The sequence below is a fragment of the Erythrobacter sp. JK5 genome (assembly GCF_018205975.1).
In the GTDB taxonomy this organism is placed as follows: domain Bacteria; phylum Pseudomonadota; class Alphaproteobacteria; order Sphingomonadales; family Sphingomonadaceae; genus Erythrobacter.
The window spans coordinates 1506546-1523652 of sequence record NZ_CP073577.1 but is presented as its reverse complement, the minus strand read 5'-3'; the positions used below and the strand labels follow the sequence as shown (position 1 = coordinate 1523652).

Sequence of the window (17107 nt, the reverse complement as noted above, 5' to 3'; positions counted from 1 at the left end):
TGCGCGAGAGACCATGATCGAGAGCGGCGAGCCACACTCCGACCGCCCATCCGATGAGGCGCAGCTCGTCGCGCGGATCGCCGCACGCGACGAAAGCGCCTTTCGTATTGCCATCGAGCGGCACGGCCCGCTGCTGCACCGGATCGCCTATCGCATGATGGGCGAACCGCACGAGGCCGAGGATATTGCGCAGGAAGCGATGTTGAGACTTTGGGACCATGCACCGCGCCTCGACGCGCGCAGCGCCGGCGATGTCAGGCTCGCGCCGTGGCTGAAACGCGTCACGGTCAACCTTGCGATCGACCGGTTGCGGATCGCCAGGCGCGTATCGGGAGCCGAGGTGCCCGAGCGCGCGGACGAGGCCCCGCTCGCGGATGCGCGGATCGAGGCCAGCGAGGAAGGGCGGGCAGCCCGCGCATTGATCGCCGCGCTTCCCGAACGTCAGCGTGCTGCGATCGTGCTGACGTACTACGAAGAACTTCCCAATGCCGAGGCGGCCGAAGCGCTCGACATGAATCTCAAGGCGTTTGAATCGCTGTTGCATCGCGCTCGCGGAGCGCTGCGCAAGGCATTCGCCGAGCTGGAAGCGGAAGGAGGCAGGGCATGAGCGACGAGAAAGCGATAGCGTCCAACAGCCCGCTTGGTCGCCTGCTGTCTGCCGACACGGTGCCGGATCTGCCGGAGGGTTTCGCCGATCGCGTGATCGCGCGGACGGCGGATCGCCCAGCGCCGCTTCCCGATACCCGGCCCGGGGGCGGAGGTCCACGCCGGTGGCGCAGCGCGCGGCGGCTGGCGGTCGGCGCGCTCGTAGCAGGTGCGCTGGCGACGACGGCGGCGGCGACCGGCCTGCTTGGCGACCTGTCGATCGCGATCCCTTCCGCCGAGAAGGTATGGGACGCGATCACCGGGCGCGACGATGCACCTGAACCCGCCACTTCGCCCACCGCAAGCGAAGCCGCTTCTCCGGCTGCCGGGGAACGCCTGGAGGTCCAGATCGATGGTCCGATCGACACGCCCGAAGAGCTCGAGGAGGCTTTCCGGCGCATCGACGAGCGGCGCAACCGGCGCACCGATGAAAGACGGGAGCGGGTCGATCGCCGGATCGACCGCGCAATCGAGCGGCGACAGGAACAAGGCCTGCCGGTGCCGTCTCCCGAACAGGAACAGGTTCTGCGCGACCGGATCGACCGTTTTCGCGAGCGCCGCGAGGGTCGCATTGACGATCGGCTGGAAACCCGGCGGGAGGAATTGCGCGAACGGATCGAAAACGGCGAGGAATTGACCCGCGAGGACTTCATCCCCGAACGGCGCGAGCGCCTGCGAGACCTGCCGCCCGAAGAGCGGCGCGAACGTATCCGGCGATTGCGCGAACGCAGCGAAATGCGACGCGAACCGCCCGCCGATGAAGGCATTAAACCGGCCGACGACCGCGCTCCGGGCGATGTTACGCAGGCCGAGCCCGGAGGCCTGCCTCCGGAATAATCGTCCGCCCGCGAAGGGTTTGGGAGACTGCCGCGTCTGTGTTGTGAAACCGCACCGGAATGGTGGACCGGGAAGGCTTCGACCCCGCCAAACCCATCAGCAAGGACGAGGAAACCGCAATGAAATCGACCCTGGCACTGGCTGCAATTGCAGCGATCACTCTTTCTCCCGCCGTGTTGGCGCAGGAGCAGACCCGCACCCGCACCTTCGAAGGCCCCAACGCAACCGCGACCCAGACCACGACGCGCGATCGCGAAGCGGGCACCTTCAATCGCGATCGCACGGTTACCAACACAAACAATGGCAACACCGCTTCGAGCAATCTCAACCGTCAGCGCACCGATACCGGTTCGACCGTCAGTCGCACCCAGACCGGTCCGCAAGGCAGGTCGCGCACTTTCGATGGCGAACGGGTCCGCACGGACAACGGCTCGACCTTCACCGGAACGGCCACGGGTCGGCGGGGCAACAGCTACGACGTCACCGGCAACCGAAGCCGCGATGGCATGGGCAATTCGAGCGCCAGCCAGCGGGTGAGCAAGTCGGGCGGAGACACGGTGTTTGCCCGCGATCGCGTGACCACCCGCAGCGATGGTCAGGTCAGCCGGACCGTCACTACCTCTCGCCCGCAAGGTGCCAAGAAACCGCGCCGGGTGAACCGCCGCGCGCCGCGTTGAGCAATGCACGATAACCGGCAGGGAACTGGCCCCACACCTCCTGCCGGACCCATCCGCAGCCCGTTGTCGGACTACTGCGGATACTTTCGGGCACGCGGTCGATGGCGATCGCGTGCCCGTCCTTTGTCCTAACCTTCCCGCGCCTTTTCGTGGTGGCGGATCACCTCTTCGATGATGAAGCGCAGGAATTTCTCGCTGAATTCCGGATCGAGATCGGCCTCTTCGGAAAGCTTGCGCAGCCGCTCGATCTGACGCGCTTCGCGCGCGGGATCCGCGGGGGCAGGGTGACCTTGGCCTTGTATTCCCCCACCGCCTGCGTGATGCGGAACCGTTCGGCAAGCATATGGATGATCGCTGCATCGATGTTGTCGATGCTCTTGCGATAGGTCGCCAGAACGGGGTCGGCGGGAACGGCGGGGGCGCCGGGCGGTTGCGTCTCTTGCGGCATATACCGCGTAACTAGCACCAATTGAGCGCTTGCCAAGCGAGCGACGCTCCACCTAAGGCCGGAACATCATGAGTGCCGACGTCGTACCTCTTCCGCGCAAGCAGCCGACACTCGATCCGATGCTGTCGCTGACTGCCAGCGGCATGAATTCGGTCAATTCGGTCATTCTCGAACGCATGCAGAGCGAAATCCCGCTGATTCCGCGGCTGGCCGGGCATCTTATTTCGGGCGGTGGCAAGCGGTTGCGCCCGATGTTGACGCTCGCCGGGGCCGAGCTGGTCGGATATCAGGGCACGCGGCATCACAAGCTCGCGGCGGCGGTCGAATTCATCCACACCGCCACGCTGCTGCACGACGATGTGGTCGACGGCAGCGAGTTGCGCCGGGGCAAGGCCGCCGCCAATATCATCTTCGGCAATCCCGCGACCGTTCTGGTCGGCGATTTCCTGTTCAGCCGCGCCTTCGAACTGATGACCGAAGACGGATCGCTGCGGGTGCTCAAGATCCTGAGCCATGCCAGCGCCGTAATCGCCGAAGGCGAAGTCAACCAGCTGACCGCGCAGCGCCAGATCGAGACCAGCGAGGAACGCTACCTTCACATCATCGGCGCAAAGACCGCCGCGCTGTTTGCCGCAGCAAGCCAGATCAGCGCCGTCGTCGCCGAATGCGACGAGGAAAAGGAGCGCGCGCTCGAGGATTACGGGCGCAATCTCGGCGTCGCCTTCCAGCTTGTCGACGACGCGATCGATTACGATTCGGACGCGGCCCAGATGGGCAAGGATCAGGGCGACGACTTCCGCGAGGGCAAGATGACCCTGCCGGTGATCCTGGCCTATGCCCGCGGCGACGATGGCGAACGCAAATTCTGGAAGGATGCGATCGGCGGCCACCGCACGTCGGATGCGGACCTCGCCGAGGCGATCCGCCTGATCGAGCGGCACAACGCGCTCGAGGACACGCGCGACCGCGCCCGTCATTTCGCGCAGCGTGCGATCGATGCGATTTCGATCTTCCCCGACGGCAAGGCGCGTCAGGCCATGGCCGAAGCCGCACAATTCGCGGTGGCGCGCGGGTATTGAGGATGGTGGACGAGCCGGGCGATCTCGCGACGCTCAAGGCGATACTTGCCAACATCCCCAATGTGGCCGAGCGTCTGGGCCTGCTGTTCACAGTGCGCCTCCAGCCACCCGGCTACGATGCGACGCCGCGCAATTGCCTGACCTTTGCAGGCACCGGCGGAGACGGCGTGCATTTCGGCTATTTGCGGATGGACGGTACGCCGCTCGATTCTAGTCCGATTGTCATGACCGTTCCAAGTGCGAGGCATCCCAACAGGGTGGTCGGACGAACCCTGCGTCATTTCCTTTCGTTCGGGCGGTATTCGGGCTTCTTTACGCTCGAACAGCTCCAATATGACTACGCCAGAACAGTAGCTGCCCTCGATGCAAGGCGCTTGTCGCCGCTGGAACCTGATGAGGCCCGCGCCATGGCTGCCATCGCAATCGCCCTGCCAGGCGATGAGTGGCGCAACCATGGCGCCACGCTGGCTGCTCTCGAGGCCGAGTTTGCCGCGATACTCGATGTCCCGCCCGAGAGATGAAGTCTGCACTGACTGACCTCCCGATCAACGCCGTTCTGCCGGCTTTGCGCGCCGCTCTGTCGCGTTCTGGTGTCGCGGTGCTCATCGCCCCTCCCGGCGCAGGTAAGACCACGGCGGTTGCCCCGGCGCTGCTCGGAGAGGATTGGTGCAGCGGGCAGATCATCGTGACTTCGCCGCGCCGGGTCGCCGCGCGCGCTGCGGCGGAGCGCATGGCCGAATTGCTGGGCGAGAAGCCGGGCGAGACCGTGGGCTACATGACCCGGCTCGACAGCAAGGTTTCGGCCCGGACCCGCATACTCGTCGTGACCGAGGCGATCCTGGTGAACCGGCTGGTCGAAGACCCGGAATTGCCGGATGTTTCGGCGGTGCTGTTCGACGAGGCGCACGAGCGGCATCTCGACAGCGACCTCGGGCTGGCGCTGGCGCTCGAAACCCGCAACGTCCTGCGCGGCGATCTTCGCGTGCTGGTGATGTCGGCGACAATCGACGGTGCCCGCTTTGCCCGTTTGCTGGGCGAGGGTGCGCGGGTGATCGAAAGCGAAGGCCGCAGCCACCCGCTCGAAATCCGCTGGCTGGGCAGCGATCCGTCGGCGTCGGTCGAAGATCAGGTTGCAGCCGGAGTGATGACGGCGTGGCGCGAACGGGACGGCGATATCCTCACCTTCCTGCCAGGCGTGCGCGAGATCGAGCGCACCCGCGAGCGGCTCGAAGCGCGCCTGCCCGACACGCCGATCCTGCCGCTGCACGGTCAGGTCGAACCGGCGGGCCAGCGTCTGGCGATTCGGCGCGACCCGAACGGCCGCCGCAGGATCGTGCTGGCGACCGCGATCGCCGAAACGTCGCTGACGCTCGACGGAGTTGCAGCAGTGGTCGACAGCGGGTTGGCGCGCAACGCGCTGTTCGACCGCGCGGCAGGGACAACGCATCTCGTCACGCACCGCGCCAGCCAGGCAGCTGCCACGCAGCGGGCCGGGCGGGCGGCGCGGCAGGGGCCCGGTGTCGCCTATCGGCTATGGGAGGAGGGCGGGCATCTCGGGCGACCCGAATTCGCTGCGCCGGAGATCGAGACCGCCGATCTCGCACCGCTGCTGCTCAAGCTTGCGAGGTGGGGCACGAACGATCCGCGCGAACTGGCGTGGCTGGACAGTCCTCCCCAAGCTTCGATCGCGGCGGCGCGCACCGCGCTCGAGCGGCTGGGCGCCATCGATGACGAGGGCAGGATCACGACCTTCGGCGAGGCCGTGGCGAGCATGCCGATGGCACCCGATCAGGCCGCCGCTGTGCTTTACGGCGCACAGTCCGGTTGCGCGGATGAAACCGCAGCGCTCGTCATGCTGATGCAGGAGCGCGGACTGGGCGGACGCAGCGAGGATCTCGCCCAGCGTCTCAACCAGTGGCGGGGCGATCGCTCGAAGCGGGCGACGAGCGCGCGACGGATCGCGCAGGGCTGGGCGAAGGCGGCCGGCAAACTTGTCAAAACGGGCGTGCAGCGCGAGGCCAGCCCGGCGGAATGCATCGCGCTGGCGCGCTGCGATTTCGTTGCAAGGCGGCGCGATTCAAGCGGCGAGCAATGGCTTTCGGCGGGAGGTCGCGGATTTCAGCTCGAGCCGGCTTCTGCGCTCGCCCGTGCCGAGTGGATCGCCATTTGCGACGCGCAGGGTCAGGCAAGGGGTGCACGGATTACCGCAGGCGTCGAATTGAGCGAAGCGCAGGTGGCGCAGCTGTTTGCGCACGAGCTTGAAGAACGACCGATATTGAACTGGAATCCCACGAATAAACGCGTGGAGGCGAGGCGCCAGAAGCGGCTGGGCGCAATCGTCCTCAGCAGCGCACCCGATCCCCGGCCAGAGCCGCAGGCGATTGTGGATATGCTGGTGGACAAAGCTCTGGAAAAGCTGGGGGAACTGTTCCCGCCGGGATTCGAGGCGCGTGCGCGCTTCGCCGGGCTTTCGGCGCTGTCGCCGGAGATGCTGCGGGACAATCCGGATCTCTGGCTCGCCCCGGTGCTGCACGGCCGCCGCGATCTCGATCTGCCGGCGCACCGATTTGCCGAAGCCGCGCTGGCGCTGCTTGACTGGGAGACGCGGCAGCGGTTCGACCGCGAAGCGCCGACGCATTTCGTCTCGCCCGCCGATACCCGGCATCCGGTTGACTACGTCGGAGACGACGCACCCAGTGTCGAGGTGCGGGTGCAGGCGCTGTTCGGCCTCGACAGCCATCCGATGATCGGCACCGCACCCCTGCTGCTGAAGCTGACCAGTCCGGCAGGCCGCCCGATCCAGTCGACCCGCGACCTGCCCGGTTTCTGGCGCGGCAGCTGGGCCGATGTCGCGAAGGACATGAAGGGCCGTTACCCCAAGCACCGCTGGCCCGAGCAGCCGTGGGTGGAAAAGCCCAGCCTGAAAACCAAAAACGCGTTTAATCGAGAGTGAGATTCGATTATTGCCGCAGCAACACGGCCGCGCAGCGACCGCAAGGCCGACCGGCCGTCGCGGCTTATGCCGCGAAAGCCAAGGCGGGCGGATGCCCGCCGCCCGGCGTTTGAGGGACAAAAGAAAGAAATGAGCGCGAGAATCTACCAGCAGCCCAAGAGCGCGATGCAATCGGGCAAGGCCAAGACCGACACCTGGGTGCTCGAATTCGAGCAGAGCGAGGCGCGCCGCCCCGATCCGTTGATGGGCTGGACCGGCAGCGGAGACACGCAGGCGCAGGTCAGGCTGAACTTCCCCAGCAAGGACGCTGCCAAGGCCTATGCCGAGAAATACGGGATTGCGGCCCGCGTGCATGCGACCCCACCGAAGTCGCTCAAGATCCAGGCCTACGCCGACAATTTCAAATAGCGAGCGCCGCTGTGTCCGGGACTGATCGTGCCGGACACAAAAGCGCTATTGAATTCTCTATTTCTCGCCGCCATATGCGCCCTCGGGAGCCGGGTGGACGTTTGCGTTCGCTCACCGGGTCAGGTCCGGAAGGAAGCAGCCCAGGTGAATTGCGGCGGGTCGCTCGGCTCCTTTTCCATCAAATCCTGCGATGATCGCGATGACAAACGTTCGCCAAGCGCCTAGCTTGACGGGGTGACCGATTCCGACCCCGATCTGACCGAACCTGATGACGAGAATGCCCCCACGGCAGCCGAACTGGAGGCCGCCGGACAGAATTCGATGTTCGGCGATCCCGCGCCAGCTCCGCCCGCTGTTCAACCTGCGCCTTCGCCAGCGCCGGCTCCGGCAGCTGGCACAAACCAGCCCTACCGCGTCCTCGCCCGCAAATATCGCCCGCAGACCTTTTCCGAGCTGATCGGGCAGGAGCCGATGGTGCGCACGCTCGCCAACGCGATCGAGCGCGACCGGCTGGCGCATGCCTTTCTGATGACCGGGGTGCGGGGGGTGGGCAAGACCTCGACCGCGCGGCTGATCGCGAAGGCGCTGAATTGCGTCGGGCCGGACGGGGAAGGAGGTCCGACGATCGATCCGTGTGGCCAGTGCGAGCCGTGTCGCGCGATCGCCGAGGGCCAGCATATCGACGTGATCGAGATGGATGCCGCCTCGCACACCGGGGTCGACGATGTGCGCGAGATCATCGAGGCGGTACGCTACGCGGCGGTCTCGGCGCGGTACAAGATCTACATCATCGACGAAGTTCACATGCTGTCGCGCAACGCCTTCAACGCGTTACTCAAGACGCTCGAAGAGCCGCCCGCGCATGTGAAATTCCTGTTCGCCACGACCGAGGTCGAGAAGTTGCCCGTGACGGTGCTGAGCCGGACCCAGCGGTTCGATTTGCGCCGGATCCCCGCCGATCTGCTGGCCGAACACTTCGGCAACGTCTGCGAAAAGGAAGGTGTCGAGGCAGAACACGAAGCACTCGCCATCATCGCTGCCGCCGCCGAAGGGTCGGTCCGCGACGGGCTTTCGATTCTCGATCAGGCGATCGCGCATGCCGATCTCGATGCGGACAGCAAGGTTACGGCGGCGCGCGTGCGCGACATGCTGGGCCTCGCCGACAAGAGCGCCAAACGCAAATTGCTGAGCACGATTCTGGACGCGGATGCGAAAGCGCTGCTGGCCGGTATCGACGAGCAATATGCGTTGGGGGTGGAGCCGTTGGCCCTGATGCGCGCGCTGATGGACCTGGTTCACAAGATCACCGTCGCGCAGGTTTCCGGCGGCGAACCCGATGCGCCGAGCGAGGAAGAGCGCGCCGCGCTGGGCGAGTTTGCGCAGCGGCTCAGCCCGAGCCAGTTGCATCGCCTGTGGCAATTGCTGCTCAAGGGGCATGACGAGGTGCGACAGGCGCCCGATCCGCTGGTCTCTACGCAGATGGCGCTGCTGCGCGCACTGCATGCGAGCGAGATGCCCGATCCCGGCAAGCTGATGCGGCGGATCGAGGAACTGGCGATTCAAGGGCCGGGGCCTGCGCCGTCGAGCGGCGACGTGGCTCGATCCGCGCCCGCCACCGCATCGCAGCTCGACTGGAACGACCTCGTCGAACAGGTCGACAAGGCCGGGCAGCTGCGCGTCGCCCAGATGATGCGCGACCGGGTGCGCGTGATCGAACTCGCGCCCGAGCGGCTGGTTTACGAGCAGGCTGATGCTTTTCCTGACGACCCCGCTCCCGATATCCGCGATGCGCTGTTCAAGCTGACCGGCAAGCGCTGGCAGGTCGAGCTCGGTACCGGCACGGCGCAGCCTTCGCTGCGCGAACAGGCCGATGCCGAAACCAAAGCGGAGAGCGACCGCATCCGGTCCGACCCGCTGGTCAAGGCCGCGTTCGAAGCCTTCCCCGATGCCGAACTGATCGAGCCGCACGGCAATGTCGCGCGCGTATCAGGCGGCCGATAAACCCGATGGAGATACCCCGATGAAATCGATGGAAGAAATGTTGCAGGCTGCGCAGCAGGCGGCCGAGACGATCCAGAATCAGATGAACGAGATGCAGGTCAAGCTCGATTCGATGGAAGTCGAAGGGCAATCGGGCGGCGGGCTGGTCAAGGTGCGGGCGACCGCAAAGGGCCGCATCCTTGGCGTATCGATCGACGACAGCCTGATGAAGCCCGAAGAAAAGCAGATGGTCGAAGACCTCGTCACCGCCGCCTTCAACGATGCGCGCGACAAGGCCGACCGGGTCTCCGCCGAGCAGATGAAGGATATGCAGAGCGGAATGGGCCTGCCGCCGGGGTTCAACCTGCCCGGAATGGGCTAGGGTGCGGAAGCAGTCACGCGACCCCGCCGAGGAAACCTATCCCTTTGGCCATGCGTTTTCGAGATAGAAGCGCCTGACCGGAGCTCCGACCTTGCCTCTTGCCTTGGCAAGACTGGGTAAGGGCACCGGTGGCGCAGGAGGGATCAGCACCGGCGGATGGCCCCTGACGAGGCAATAGGACGGTGAAGACCCCCTGCCGGCAGGGACGCATTCGATCTCCCCGATCGGTCTGACCGGGTTATCCACGAGGCGCTGGTCCATCTTGCCGAGCGTGTTGGGACCGCAGCGGCCGTCCCATTGGCTGTATTGCCCCGGAAACGCCTGCTTCTGGAAATCGCGCACCGCGCCTTCGGTTTCGGGGCCGTAGAGTCCGTCGGGTTCGAGACCGGGTCCATTGGGGAACGATTTGGGCAGCTTGAACCCGAAACTTGCGAGCGCTTTCTGGATGCGCTGCACTGCATCCTTGTCGTCATCGGGAGGACGCTTTCGGATCGACGGCGGGCCGTTCGAAGCCTGCTGGAGCCGAGAATTGGGCGACAAGAGTGTGGATTTCAACATTGTCATTCCTCTCCGGGGTGCGTGCCCTTCACGTCACATCGTGTCGTCGATCAGGCTGGATGCGATGAGTGTCGGTCGCAGCTTCTTTTCCTTGCTCGCGCTGACAAGGCCGATGGCGGTGGCCCACGCTTTCTGTTTCACCGGGAACTTTCTCGGCTGGCTGTGCGTGTCCTTGTCATACTTGAGCTGGATCTTTTTCACGTCGAGCGTTGCGAACAGGGCGTTGAATTCGTCCGTCGCATCCTGGGTATTGTCGTACTCCTTGTTCTGGAGTGCGTTGAACCCTTCGGCGCAGTCGCGCGCGGCCAGCACCCCGATCTGATAGTGGAGCTGCTCATGCTTGAGCAGTTCGTCCTGTTCGGCCTGGGGAAAATCGAAGACGAAATTGGCCACCCAGCAATCCGGATGCATCCGGGTGGTGATGGTCGGATTCTGGCTCATCTTGTATTTCTTGCCGTCGTCCGACCAGACCTTGGCCGCCGTATACGAATAATCGACATCGGTAAGCGCGGCCTGGGCGGTGCCGCCGGGCTTCGGCGGATCCTTGTCCAGATGCGTGAAGTCGTCCCACTTCAATTTCTTGGTGAGCGCATCGGCGGGCGCGAGTGGCATATCGGTCTCCTTCGGCATGGCCAAAGACGTGTCTGGCAAAAGTGCGACCGATGTTGTTGCTGGAGGAATAGCAGGTTTTCGGCTGATGCGTAACTGTCGTTTGCTCGCGGGCCTTGCGCCTGCAACCAATGCGGTTATCGCACCGGGGCGTCCACAGCTTCCTGACCCGGCCCATTGCGAGCCAGCGGGTCGCTTCCCATATTCATGGCCAAAGGCGCACCCCAATGGTGCCCGCGGAAATTACCTGATGACACAACACTTTCCCCTTCTCCCCTTGCGCGACATCGTCGTATTTCCCGGCATGGTCGTGCCGTTGTTCGTCGGTCGCGACAAATCGGTCGCGGCGCTCGAAGCCGGGATGGAAGCGAGCAAGGACATTTTCCTGCTCGCGCAACTCGATCCGGGCTGCGACGATCCCGAAAGCGAGGACCTTTTCGATGTCGGCGTGGTGGCGCAGGTGCTGCAGCTGCTGAAGCTGCCGGACGGGACGGTTCGCGTACTGGTCGAAGGCACGCACCGCGCGAAGACCGTCGCACTGCATGAGCACGGCGACCACGTGCTGGCCGAAGTTGAACTGATCGAACCCGAAACCGTCGCAGGCAGCGAGGTCACTGCGCTGATGCGGCAGGTGATCCAGCAGTTCGGCGAATATGCGAAGCTCAACAAGAAGCTCGGCGACGATGCCAATATCGACCTCAGCGATGTCGACGATGCAGGCCAGTTGGGTGACACGATCGCCGCTGCGATCAATGCCAAGGTTTCCGACAAGCAGTCGCTGCTGACCGAGGGCAATCCGCTCAAGCGGCTCGAACTTGTGATGGCCTTTATGGAAGGCGAACTGTCGGTGCTCCAGGTCGAACGCAAGATCCGCGGACGGGTGAAGCGGCAAATGGAAAAGACCCAGCGCGAATATTACCTCAACGAGCAGCTGAAGGCGATCCAGAGCGAGCTCGGCGGGGGGGACGGCGAAGAGGGCGACGAGATCGCCGAACTCACCGCCAAGATCGAGAAGACCAAGCTGTCCAAGGAAGCGCGGGCCAAGGCCAACGCCGAGCTCAAGAAGCTCAGGGCGATGCAGCCGATGAGCGCGGAGGCGACCGTCATTCGCAATTATCTCGACGTGCTGCTGGGCCTGCCGTGGGGCAAGAAATCGCGGGTGAAGAAGGACATCGCCAAGGCGCAGGTTGTCCTCGATGCCGATCATTATGGCCTGGAAAAGGTCAAGGACCGCATCATCGAATATCTTGCGGTGCAGGCGCGCACCAACAAGTTGAAGGGGCCGATCCTGTGCCTCGTCGGTCCTCCCGGTGTCGGCAAGACCTCGCTCGGCAAGTCGATCGCCAAGGCGACGGGCCGCGAATTCGTGCGCCAGTCGCTGGGCGGCGTGCGCGACGAAGCCGAGATTCGCGGCCACCGCCGGACCTATATCGGCTCGATGCCGGGGAAGATCGTCAACAACCTGAAAAAGGCCGGCACCAGCAATCCGCTGTTCCTGCTCGACGAGATCGACAAGCTCGGCCAGGATTTTCGCGGCGATCCCGCTTCGGCGCTGCTCGAAGTGCTCGACCCGGAACAGAACGACAAGTTCCAGGACCACTACCTCGAACTCGACCTCGATCTCAGCAGCATCATGTTCGTGACCACCGCGAACAGCCTCAACCTGCCGCAGCCGCTGCTCGACCGGATGGAGATCATCCGGCTCGAAGGCTATACCGAAGACGAGAAGGTCGAGATCGCGAAGCGTCACCTGCTGCTCAAGCAGATCAAGGAGCATGGGCTGAAGAAGGACGAGTTCGAGCTGACCGAAGAGGGGCTGCGCGACCTGATCCGATACTACACCCGCGAAGCCGGGGTGCGGACGCTGGAGCGCGAAATCGCTCGGCTGTGCCGCAAGAGCCTGCGCAAGATCCTCGAGAAAGAGACGACCAGCGTGCGCGTCACGCCGGAGAATCTCGGTGACTTCGCAGGAGTGCGCAAGTTCAAGCACGGCATGTCCGAAGACGAAGCGCAGATAGGCGCGGTTACCGGCCTCGCCTGGACGCAGGTCGGCGGCGAACTGCTGACGATCGAAAGCGTAACGACGCCGGGCAAGGGCGAGATCAAGACCACCGGCAAGCTCGGCGAAGTGATGAACGAAAGCGTCGCCGCGGCGTTCAGCTTCGTCAAATCGCGCGCGCCGGCCTACGGGATCAAGCCTTCGCTGTTCCAGCGCCGCAACGTCCACATCCACCTGCCCGAAGGCGCAGTGCCCAAGGACGGGCCGAGCGCCGGGGTAGGGATGGTGACATCGATCGTGTCGACGCTTTCGGGAACCGCTGTCAGGCCCGATGTCGCGATGACCGGCGAAGTGACCCTGCGCGGCCGCGTGCTGGCGATCGGCGGATTGAAGGAGAAACTGCTCGCGGCGCTGCGCGGCGGGATCACGACTGTCCTCATCCCCGAAGACAACGTGAAGGATCTGGCGGAGATTCCCGACAACGTGAAGGAAGGGCTCGAGATCGTTCCGGTCAGCCATGTCGATCAGGTGCTCGAACACGCATTGGTCGAAATGCCGGTGCCGATCGAATGGACCGAGGCCGATGATCTCGCCAGTCAACCCGGAGCATCCACGGGTGATCCCAAAGCTTCCGGAACGGACGTGCCAACCGCCCATTGATGCGCTATGCGCCAGCGTGTGTTGCGACTCGCAGCGCGTATCACCATTCGTCCGGGCCGTTTTGTCCGGTGGGACCGGCAGGCACGGCTCGACTCGTCGCTATTGTTTGCCGTTTGACAAAAAACGGCACTTTTCCGGGCGTTTTACCTTTGACAGCCCTTCCAAAAAGGGCTCAATTTGCGTGCTTTCGGAGAGGCGATTCACCGAAACCGGACAATCCAAGAAGAATGAGGGGGTTCCCACGATGAACAAGAACGATCTGATCGGCGCTGTCGCTGCGTCGACTGGCCTTTCCAAGAACGACGCTTCGAGCGCGGTCGAAGGCGTCTTCGATGCGATTACCAAGGCTCTGTCGGGCGGCGACGAAGTTCGGCTGGTCGGATTCGGGACGTTCTCGGTCGCCAAGCGCAAGGCGTCGACCGGTCGCAACCCGCGTACGGGCGAACCGATGACGATCAAGGCCTCCAACCAGCCGAAATTCAAGGCCGGCAAGGGTCTCAAGGATTCGGTCAATTAGAACACCCCGGTCGGCGCAACGCCTTGCGCCTGACGGAAAAACCCCGCCGTTCTTCACGAACGGCGGGGTTTTTCGTGTCTGACGTCCGAATGCGATCGGATCAGCGCGATACGTCGATCAGCGCCATCGGTGCCGTCCTGGTGCGCGGTGAAATTTCCCAGGAGAGCGCCTGACCGCCGGCCGTCGCCATCGGTCCTTCGTCGGTGTTGTTGGCGAGGATCGAACCATTCGTCACGATCGTGAAGGTTCCTTCGACCACGGGCAGGTTCGGCATCGGGTTGGCTCCGGAACCCGTATCAGAACCGCCGTCCATTGCCGCAAGACCGGCCAGCGCACCGATACCGCCCATCATGCCAGTAGCGGGATTGTCCTCGCTCTGCGCCGCAAACCCCGGCGCGTTGACGCGCACGACGTCACCGTCGCGCAGGATCAACTGAACAAACGGGCTTGTGACCGGAAATCCCTCGATCACCGGAAACATGAAGTCGTGGCTCAGCTCCCCGCTGACCGAAAAGCTCACGTCGAATACGCCGTCGCCCTTGACCTCGACCCGGTCCCAGCCTTTCTGCCGGAGCAGCAATCGCGCCAGTTCAGCGCTCGCTTCGGGATTGGAAGGATCGATCCCGCCCATGATCATGGAAAGCTGCTCGGCCTCCTGTTTCGACCGCGCAGCGCGTTCTTCGGCTCCGGCATCCCAGTCGGCGCGCTGCTGGGCCACTTCCGCAGCGGTGCATTCGCGATCCTCGCCGGTTTCATCGTCCCAGCAATTCGCTTCGAACGTTTCGGTGGCGGCGCCGAGCTGGGCGAGCCGCGACAGCCCAAGGAAGAAGATTTCTCCCTCGTAGGTGAAAGCGAAGCGATCCTGATCCATCAGCTGCAGCTCGGACGTGAACTTGCCCGGCGATATGAAACAGCCGGTGAGCAGCAACGACAGCGCGGCCAGCATGGCGGCGGCGCGGAGGCGGACGGGGTGGTTGGCGATCATAGGCGATATGCTCCCAGCAAGCGGTTAAATCGACGTTACGTCGGACCCTTCACGCGTCACGGTGGCATATAGCGCGATCGCGGCGGCATTCGAAACGTTGAGGCTCTCGATCGCCGAGGATATCGGCAGCCGGGCGAGGGCATCGCAATGCGCCGCGATGTTCTGGCGCATCCCTTCGCCCTCGGCACCGAGGACGAGCGCGACCGGCCCGGCGGGCAGCGCCTCTGCCAGCGTCGTCTCGGCTTCGCCGGCCAGCCCGATGCGCCAGTATCCCGCCTCGGCCAGTTCATCGAGTGCACGGGCGAGGTTGACCACGCGAACCCACGGCACGGTTTCGAGCGCGCCGGAGGCCGACTTGGCCAGCACGCCGCTTTCGGGCGGAGCGTGGCGATCCTGAGTGACGATGCACGCGGCCCCGAACGCCGCTGCAGAGCGCAGGATCGCGCCCACGTTGTGCGGATCGGTCACCTGGTCGAGCACCACCACCGGATGCGCCGGATCGCCAGTGGCGAGTTCGTCAAGAAAGCGGCCTTCGAGCGGTTCGCATTCGAGCACCAGACCCTGATGCGGGGCGTCCTTGGCGACCAGCCGGGCGAGATCGGTGACCTCGGCAAATTCGATCGGGAAGTCGGGCGGCAGTTCGCCATTGAGGCTGTCGATGCCTTCGCGCGTGGCCCACAGCTTGCGGTGCTTTCGTTCCGGATTCATGAGTGCCGCTTCGACCGGATGGCGGCCCCACAGCCGCACGTGGCCTGCGGTGGCTCGGCCCGATCCGCGCCCGCCCTTCATCCGGCCCGCACGCCCTCGCAACGCCCGCTTTTTCTCACCTTTGGCCATGTATCGTCCCGATTTTGGTGTTCGAGCAGCCCCCTGCCAGCCGCCCCATTGACAGGCAAGCGCCGCTTCGCCAAAGGGGCGCCTCTCGGCAGCGGGAGACCCGTGTTCGGGTCCCCATATTCCTGCATGGCAAGATGTGGACAGGTGGCCGAGTGGTTAAAGGCAGCAGACTGTAAATCTGCCCGCGCAAGCGTACGCTGGTTCGAATCCAGCCCTGTCCACCAATTGCCCATTCCCGAAGTCCGGATCGACTCCTGTCCTGCTCGTCATGCGCGACCTTGCTGACCCGGAGTTGGGCTCACCTTGCCTAACGCCGCCGCAACGGTGGGCCGCGATCATGTACTGTGGGACATCGGCGTGTTCTTCTCGCAGCTCGCAGGCGTCGCGGCGGCGGGGCTTGCATCCGGTGCGGGTCGCGGGCTGAAGGGGCTGATCGCTTCGTTCCAGACCGCGCCGCAAACTGGCGATTGGACAGCGTCACAACGTGCTGTCTTGTTGCGATCGGACGCCCTGCCAACCACTTGCCGCCAGATAGTCTGCGATATCGCACTATGCGCGGCTCGGGAGGTGGGTGCGGCGCGCAAATGATCTGCCGTCGACCTTGTAAGCGGTGAATGCGATACCCACTTAAGGGTAAGCTACCAGTCGCAATCGACGGTCACAGCCTCCTTCATCGGAAGCCCTTTCCTTCAGTTTCGCCTCCTAGTCGCAGCCGGGTCCATTCTGGCGCGCTGCACTTTCGTTCGAAGGAATGACCGATGACACATTTTGGCAAGATCAAGAGCTATGACAGCAACAAGGGCGTGGGAACGATCACCCCTGAAAAGGGCGGCGACGCGCTGCCCTTCGGCAAGTCCGATCTGCAACAGCAGGCCCAGGAACCCAAGGTCGAACAGCGCTACGGCTACGAGACCAGCGAGGTCGACGGCGGCAAGAAGCGCGCCGTAAACCTGCAGCACCAGCAGGGCGATGGCCGGAGCCAGAAGGAGCAGGCCCGCCAACAGCAGGGCTGACCCCACCCGAGGGCCGGGAGCTTCGTGCTCCCGGCTCCCGCTCCACTTCTCCAGCAAGGATTTTCCGATGCCGATGAATCAATTTCTCTTCGATCACCAGCTCGCAGCCATGAAGGCCGATCGGTCGGGTACGGCTGAAGAACGCACGGAAGCCGCCGAACAACTGGGTGCCCGTGCGGAGCGGATTGCCGGCTGGCGAAAGGCCAATGGCCTCTCCAACCGGGGCTGGCCCCGAGACGAACGTCCTGCCGTACGGCGGGATGGATGACGTGAGTAGCGCATCGCGCACGGCAGGCTCCGGCAAGCGCGACACCGGCGAGTGGGAAAGCGAAGGCGGTTCCCTCGGGCCGGATGCACCGGCGCGGCTTCCCGACGGGATTACCGCCGAGGCTTCGATGGTTTACCGCGTCGGACCCTATTCCTATTCAAGGCTGGACGACGCGATGGCGGAGCACGCGCGCCAGTCGGGCAAGCAGGGCAGCCGCGCCGCACGCGTGTGAATAGCCACGCGAAGTCCCGC

At 64.5% G+C, this 17107-nt stretch carries 18 protein-coding genes, 1 tRNA gene, 1 other RNA gene and 1 pseudogene; 16 read left to right on the top strand and 5 right to left on the bottom strand.

The features are described 5' to 3' along the window. Positions 1–13 precede the first annotated feature (13 nt). Genes KDC96_RS07435 through KDC96_RS07425 form a run of 3 tightly spaced genes read left to right on the top strand, consistent with a single transcriptional unit; the run spans position 14 to position 2159 of the window. Positions 14–607: a sigma-70 family RNA polymerase sigma factor gene (locus tag KDC96_RS07435; RefSeq protein ID WP_212451954.1), complete on the top strand. Its 594-nt coding sequence runs from the start codon at positions 14–16 to the stop codon at positions 605–607. Continuing rightward, positions 604–1482 (top strand): hypothetical protein, encoded by an 879-nt coding sequence (locus KDC96_RS07430; protein WP_212451952.1) that lies wholly within the window; start codon positions 604–606, stop codon positions 1480–1482. The genes KDC96_RS07435 and KDC96_RS07430 overlap by 4 nt, the downstream gene beginning before the upstream one ends. 59 nt (positions 1483–1541) lie before the next feature. After that, positions 1542–2159, top strand: a complete 618-nt coding sequence (locus tag KDC96_RS07425; protein WP_212451950.1) for a hypothetical protein — start codon at positions 1542–1544, stop codon at positions 2157–2159. A 128-nt stretch (positions 2160–2287) separates the two neighbouring features. Here KDC96_RS07425 and KDC96_RS07420 read toward each other — a convergent pair. Next, positions 2288–2607, bottom strand: a pseudogene (locus tag KDC96_RS07420) (chorismate mutase). 68 nt (positions 2608–2675) lie between these two features. Here KDC96_RS07420 and KDC96_RS07415 point away from each other — a divergent pair. From KDC96_RS07415 to KDC96_RS07385, 7 genes are all read left to right on the top strand, one after another. Continuing rightward, complete coding sequence (locus tag KDC96_RS07415) at positions 2676–3686, top strand: polyprenyl synthetase family protein (RefSeq protein ID WP_212451949.1); 1011 nt, start codon at positions 2676–2678, stop codon at positions 3684–3686. A gap of 2 nt (positions 3687–3688) precedes the next feature. After that, a complete protein-coding gene (locus KDC96_RS07410; RefSeq protein ID WP_212451948.1) occupies positions 3689–4207 on the top strand; it encodes a hypothetical protein in 519 nt (172 codons plus the stop codon). Continuing rightward, positions 4204–6639: an ATP-dependent helicase HrpB gene (hrpB, locus tag KDC96_RS07405; protein ID WP_212451945.1), complete on the top strand. Its 2436-nt coding sequence runs from the start codon at positions 4204–4206 to the stop codon at positions 6637–6639. Before KDC96_RS07410 ends, hrpB begins: the two co-directional genes overlap by 4 nt. A 129-nt stretch (positions 6640–6768) precedes the next feature. Continuing rightward, entirely contained in the window at positions 6769–7047 is a 279-nt protein-coding gene (locus KDC96_RS07400) for an ETC complex I subunit (RefSeq protein ID WP_212451943.1), read from the top strand. Between the two features lie 82 nt (positions 7048–7129). Further along, an RNA gene (gene ffs / locus KDC96_RS07395) (signal recognition particle sRNA small type) lies at positions 7130–7224 on the top strand. Positions 7225–7281: 57 nt separating this feature from the next. Then, entirely contained in the window at positions 7282–9048 is a 1767-nt protein-coding gene (locus KDC96_RS07390; protein WP_212451941.1) for a DNA polymerase III subunit gamma/tau, read from the top strand. 19 nt (positions 9049–9067) lie between these two features. Further along, the gene (locus KDC96_RS07385) at positions 9068–9409 is read left to right on the top strand and encodes a YbaB/EbfC family nucleoid-associated protein (RefSeq protein ID WP_212451939.1); all 342 of its coding nucleotides are present in this window, start codon (positions 9068–9070) and stop codon (positions 9407–9409) included. Between the two features lie 36 nt (positions 9410–9445). Here the strand turns inward: KDC96_RS07385 and KDC96_RS07380 are convergent, their stop codons facing one another. Together KDC96_RS07380 and KDC96_RS07375 are read right to left on the bottom strand one after the other, a co-directional pair. Then, positions 9446–9949, bottom strand: coding sequence for a peptidoglycan-binding protein (locus KDC96_RS07380; protein ID WP_212451937.1), 504 nt, complete (start codon positions 9947–9949; stop codon positions 9446–9448). 51 nt (positions 9950–10000) lie between these two features. Next, positions 10001–10579, bottom strand: a complete 579-nt coding sequence (locus KDC96_RS07375; protein WP_212451934.1) for a hypothetical protein — start codon at positions 10577–10579, stop codon at positions 10001–10003. A gap of 247 nt (positions 10580–10826) precedes the next feature. On the opposite strand from KDC96_RS07375, the gene lon reads away from it, so the two are divergent. Both lon and KDC96_RS07365 read left to right on the top strand, forming a co-directional pair. Next, entirely contained in the window at positions 10827–13235 is a 2409-nt protein-coding gene (gene lon, locus KDC96_RS07370; protein WP_212451932.1) for an endopeptidase La, read from the top strand. 244 nt (positions 13236–13479) lie between these two features. Continuing rightward, positions 13480–13752: an HU family DNA-binding protein gene (locus KDC96_RS07365; protein ID WP_212451930.1), complete on the top strand. Its 273-nt coding sequence runs from the start codon at positions 13480–13482 to the stop codon at positions 13750–13752. 100 nt (positions 13753–13852) lie between these two features. Here KDC96_RS07365 and KDC96_RS07360 read toward each other — a convergent pair whose 3' ends face one another. Together KDC96_RS07360 and rlmB are read right to left on the bottom strand one after the other, a co-directional pair. Next, on the bottom strand, positions 13853–14737 hold the full coding sequence (locus tag KDC96_RS07360; RefSeq protein WP_212451928.1) for a hypothetical protein: 885 nt from the start codon (positions 14735–14737) through the stop codon (positions 13853–13855). Between the two features lie 24 nt (positions 14738–14761). Then, positions 14762–15574, bottom strand: coding sequence for a 23S rRNA (guanosine(2251)-2'-O)-methyltransferase RlmB (gene rlmB / locus KDC96_RS07355; protein WP_212451927.1), 813 nt, complete (start codon positions 15572–15574; stop codon positions 14762–14764). Between the two features lie 138 nt (positions 15575–15712). Between rlmB and KDC96_RS07350 the strand changes: the two genes are divergently transcribed. From KDC96_RS07350 to KDC96_RS07335, 4 genes are all read left to right on the top strand, one after another. Continuing rightward, a tRNA-Tyr gene (locus KDC96_RS07350) sits at positions 15713–15798 on the top strand. Between the two features lie 534 nt (positions 15799–16332). Next, entirely contained in the window at positions 16333–16587 is a 255-nt protein-coding gene (locus tag KDC96_RS07345) for a cold-shock protein (protein WP_212451924.1), read from the top strand. Positions 16588–16660: 73 nt separating this feature from the next. Beyond that, positions 16661–16855, top strand: coding sequence for a hypothetical protein (locus KDC96_RS07340; RefSeq protein ID WP_212451922.1), 195 nt, complete (start codon positions 16661–16663; stop codon positions 16853–16855). Between the two features lies 1 nt (position 16856). Beyond that, the gene (locus KDC96_RS07335) at positions 16857–17087 is read left to right on the top strand and encodes a hypothetical protein (RefSeq protein WP_212451919.1); all 231 of its coding nucleotides are present in this window, start codon (positions 16857–16859) and stop codon (positions 17085–17087) included. The last annotated feature ends 20 nt before the right edge of the window (positions 17088–17107 follow it).

Bases quoted from the DNA above. Each gene is read 5' to 3' on its own strand.
- KDC96_RS07435 (WP_212451954.1), top strand. From the start codon at position 14: ATGATCGAGAGCGGCGAGCCACACTCCGACCGCCCATCCGATGAGGCG.
- KDC96_RS07430 (WP_212451952.1), top strand. From the start codon at position 604: ATGAGCGACGAGAAAGCGATAGCGTCCAACAGCCCGCTTGGTCGCCTG.
- KDC96_RS07415 (WP_212451949.1), top strand. From the start codon at position 2,676: ATGAGTGCCGACGTCGTACCTCTTCCGCGCAAGCAGCCGACACTCGAT.
- KDC96_RS07385 (WP_212451939.1), top strand. From the start codon at position 9,068: ATGAAATCGATGGAAGAAATGTTGCAGGCTGCGCAGCAGGCGGCCGAG.
- rlmB (WP_212451927.1), bottom strand. From the start codon at position 15,574: ATGGCCAAAGGTGAGAAAAAGCGGGCGTTGCGAGGGCGTGCGGGCCGG.
- KDC96_RS07410 (WP_212451948.1), top strand. From the start codon at position 3,689: ATGGTGGACGAGCCGGGCGATCTCGCGACGCTCAAGGCGATACTTGCC.
- KDC96_RS07400 (WP_212451943.1), top strand. From the start codon at position 6,769: ATGAGCGCGAGAATCTACCAGCAGCCCAAGAGCGCGATGCAATCGGGC.
- KDC96_RS07340 (WP_212451922.1), top strand. From the start codon at position 16,661: ATGAATCAATTTCTCTTCGATCACCAGCTCGCAGCCATGAAGGCCGAT.
- KDC96_RS07365 (WP_212451930.1), top strand. From the start codon at position 13,480: ATGAACAAGAACGATCTGATCGGCGCTGTCGCTGCGTCGACTGGCCTT.
- hrpB (WP_212451945.1), top strand. From the start codon at position 4,204: ATGAAGTCTGCACTGACTGACCTCCCGATCAACGCCGTTCTGCCGGCT.
- KDC96_RS07375 (WP_212451934.1), bottom strand. From the start codon at position 10,579: ATGCCACTCGCGCCCGCCGATGCGCTCACCAAGAAATTGAAGTGGGAC.
- KDC96_RS07425 (WP_212451950.1), top strand. From the start codon at position 1,542: ATGGTGGACCGGGAAGGCTTCGACCCCGCCAAACCCATCAGCAAGGAC.
- lon (WP_212451932.1), top strand. From the start codon at position 10,827: ATGACACAACACTTTCCCCTTCTCCCCTTGCGCGACATCGTCGTATTT.
- KDC96_RS07360 (WP_212451928.1), bottom strand. From the start codon at position 14,737: ATGATCGCCAACCACCCCGTCCGCCTCCGCGCCGCCGCCATGCTGGCC.
- KDC96_RS07345 (WP_212451924.1), top strand. From the start codon at position 16,333: ATGACACATTTTGGCAAGATCAAGAGCTATGACAGCAACAAGGGCGTG.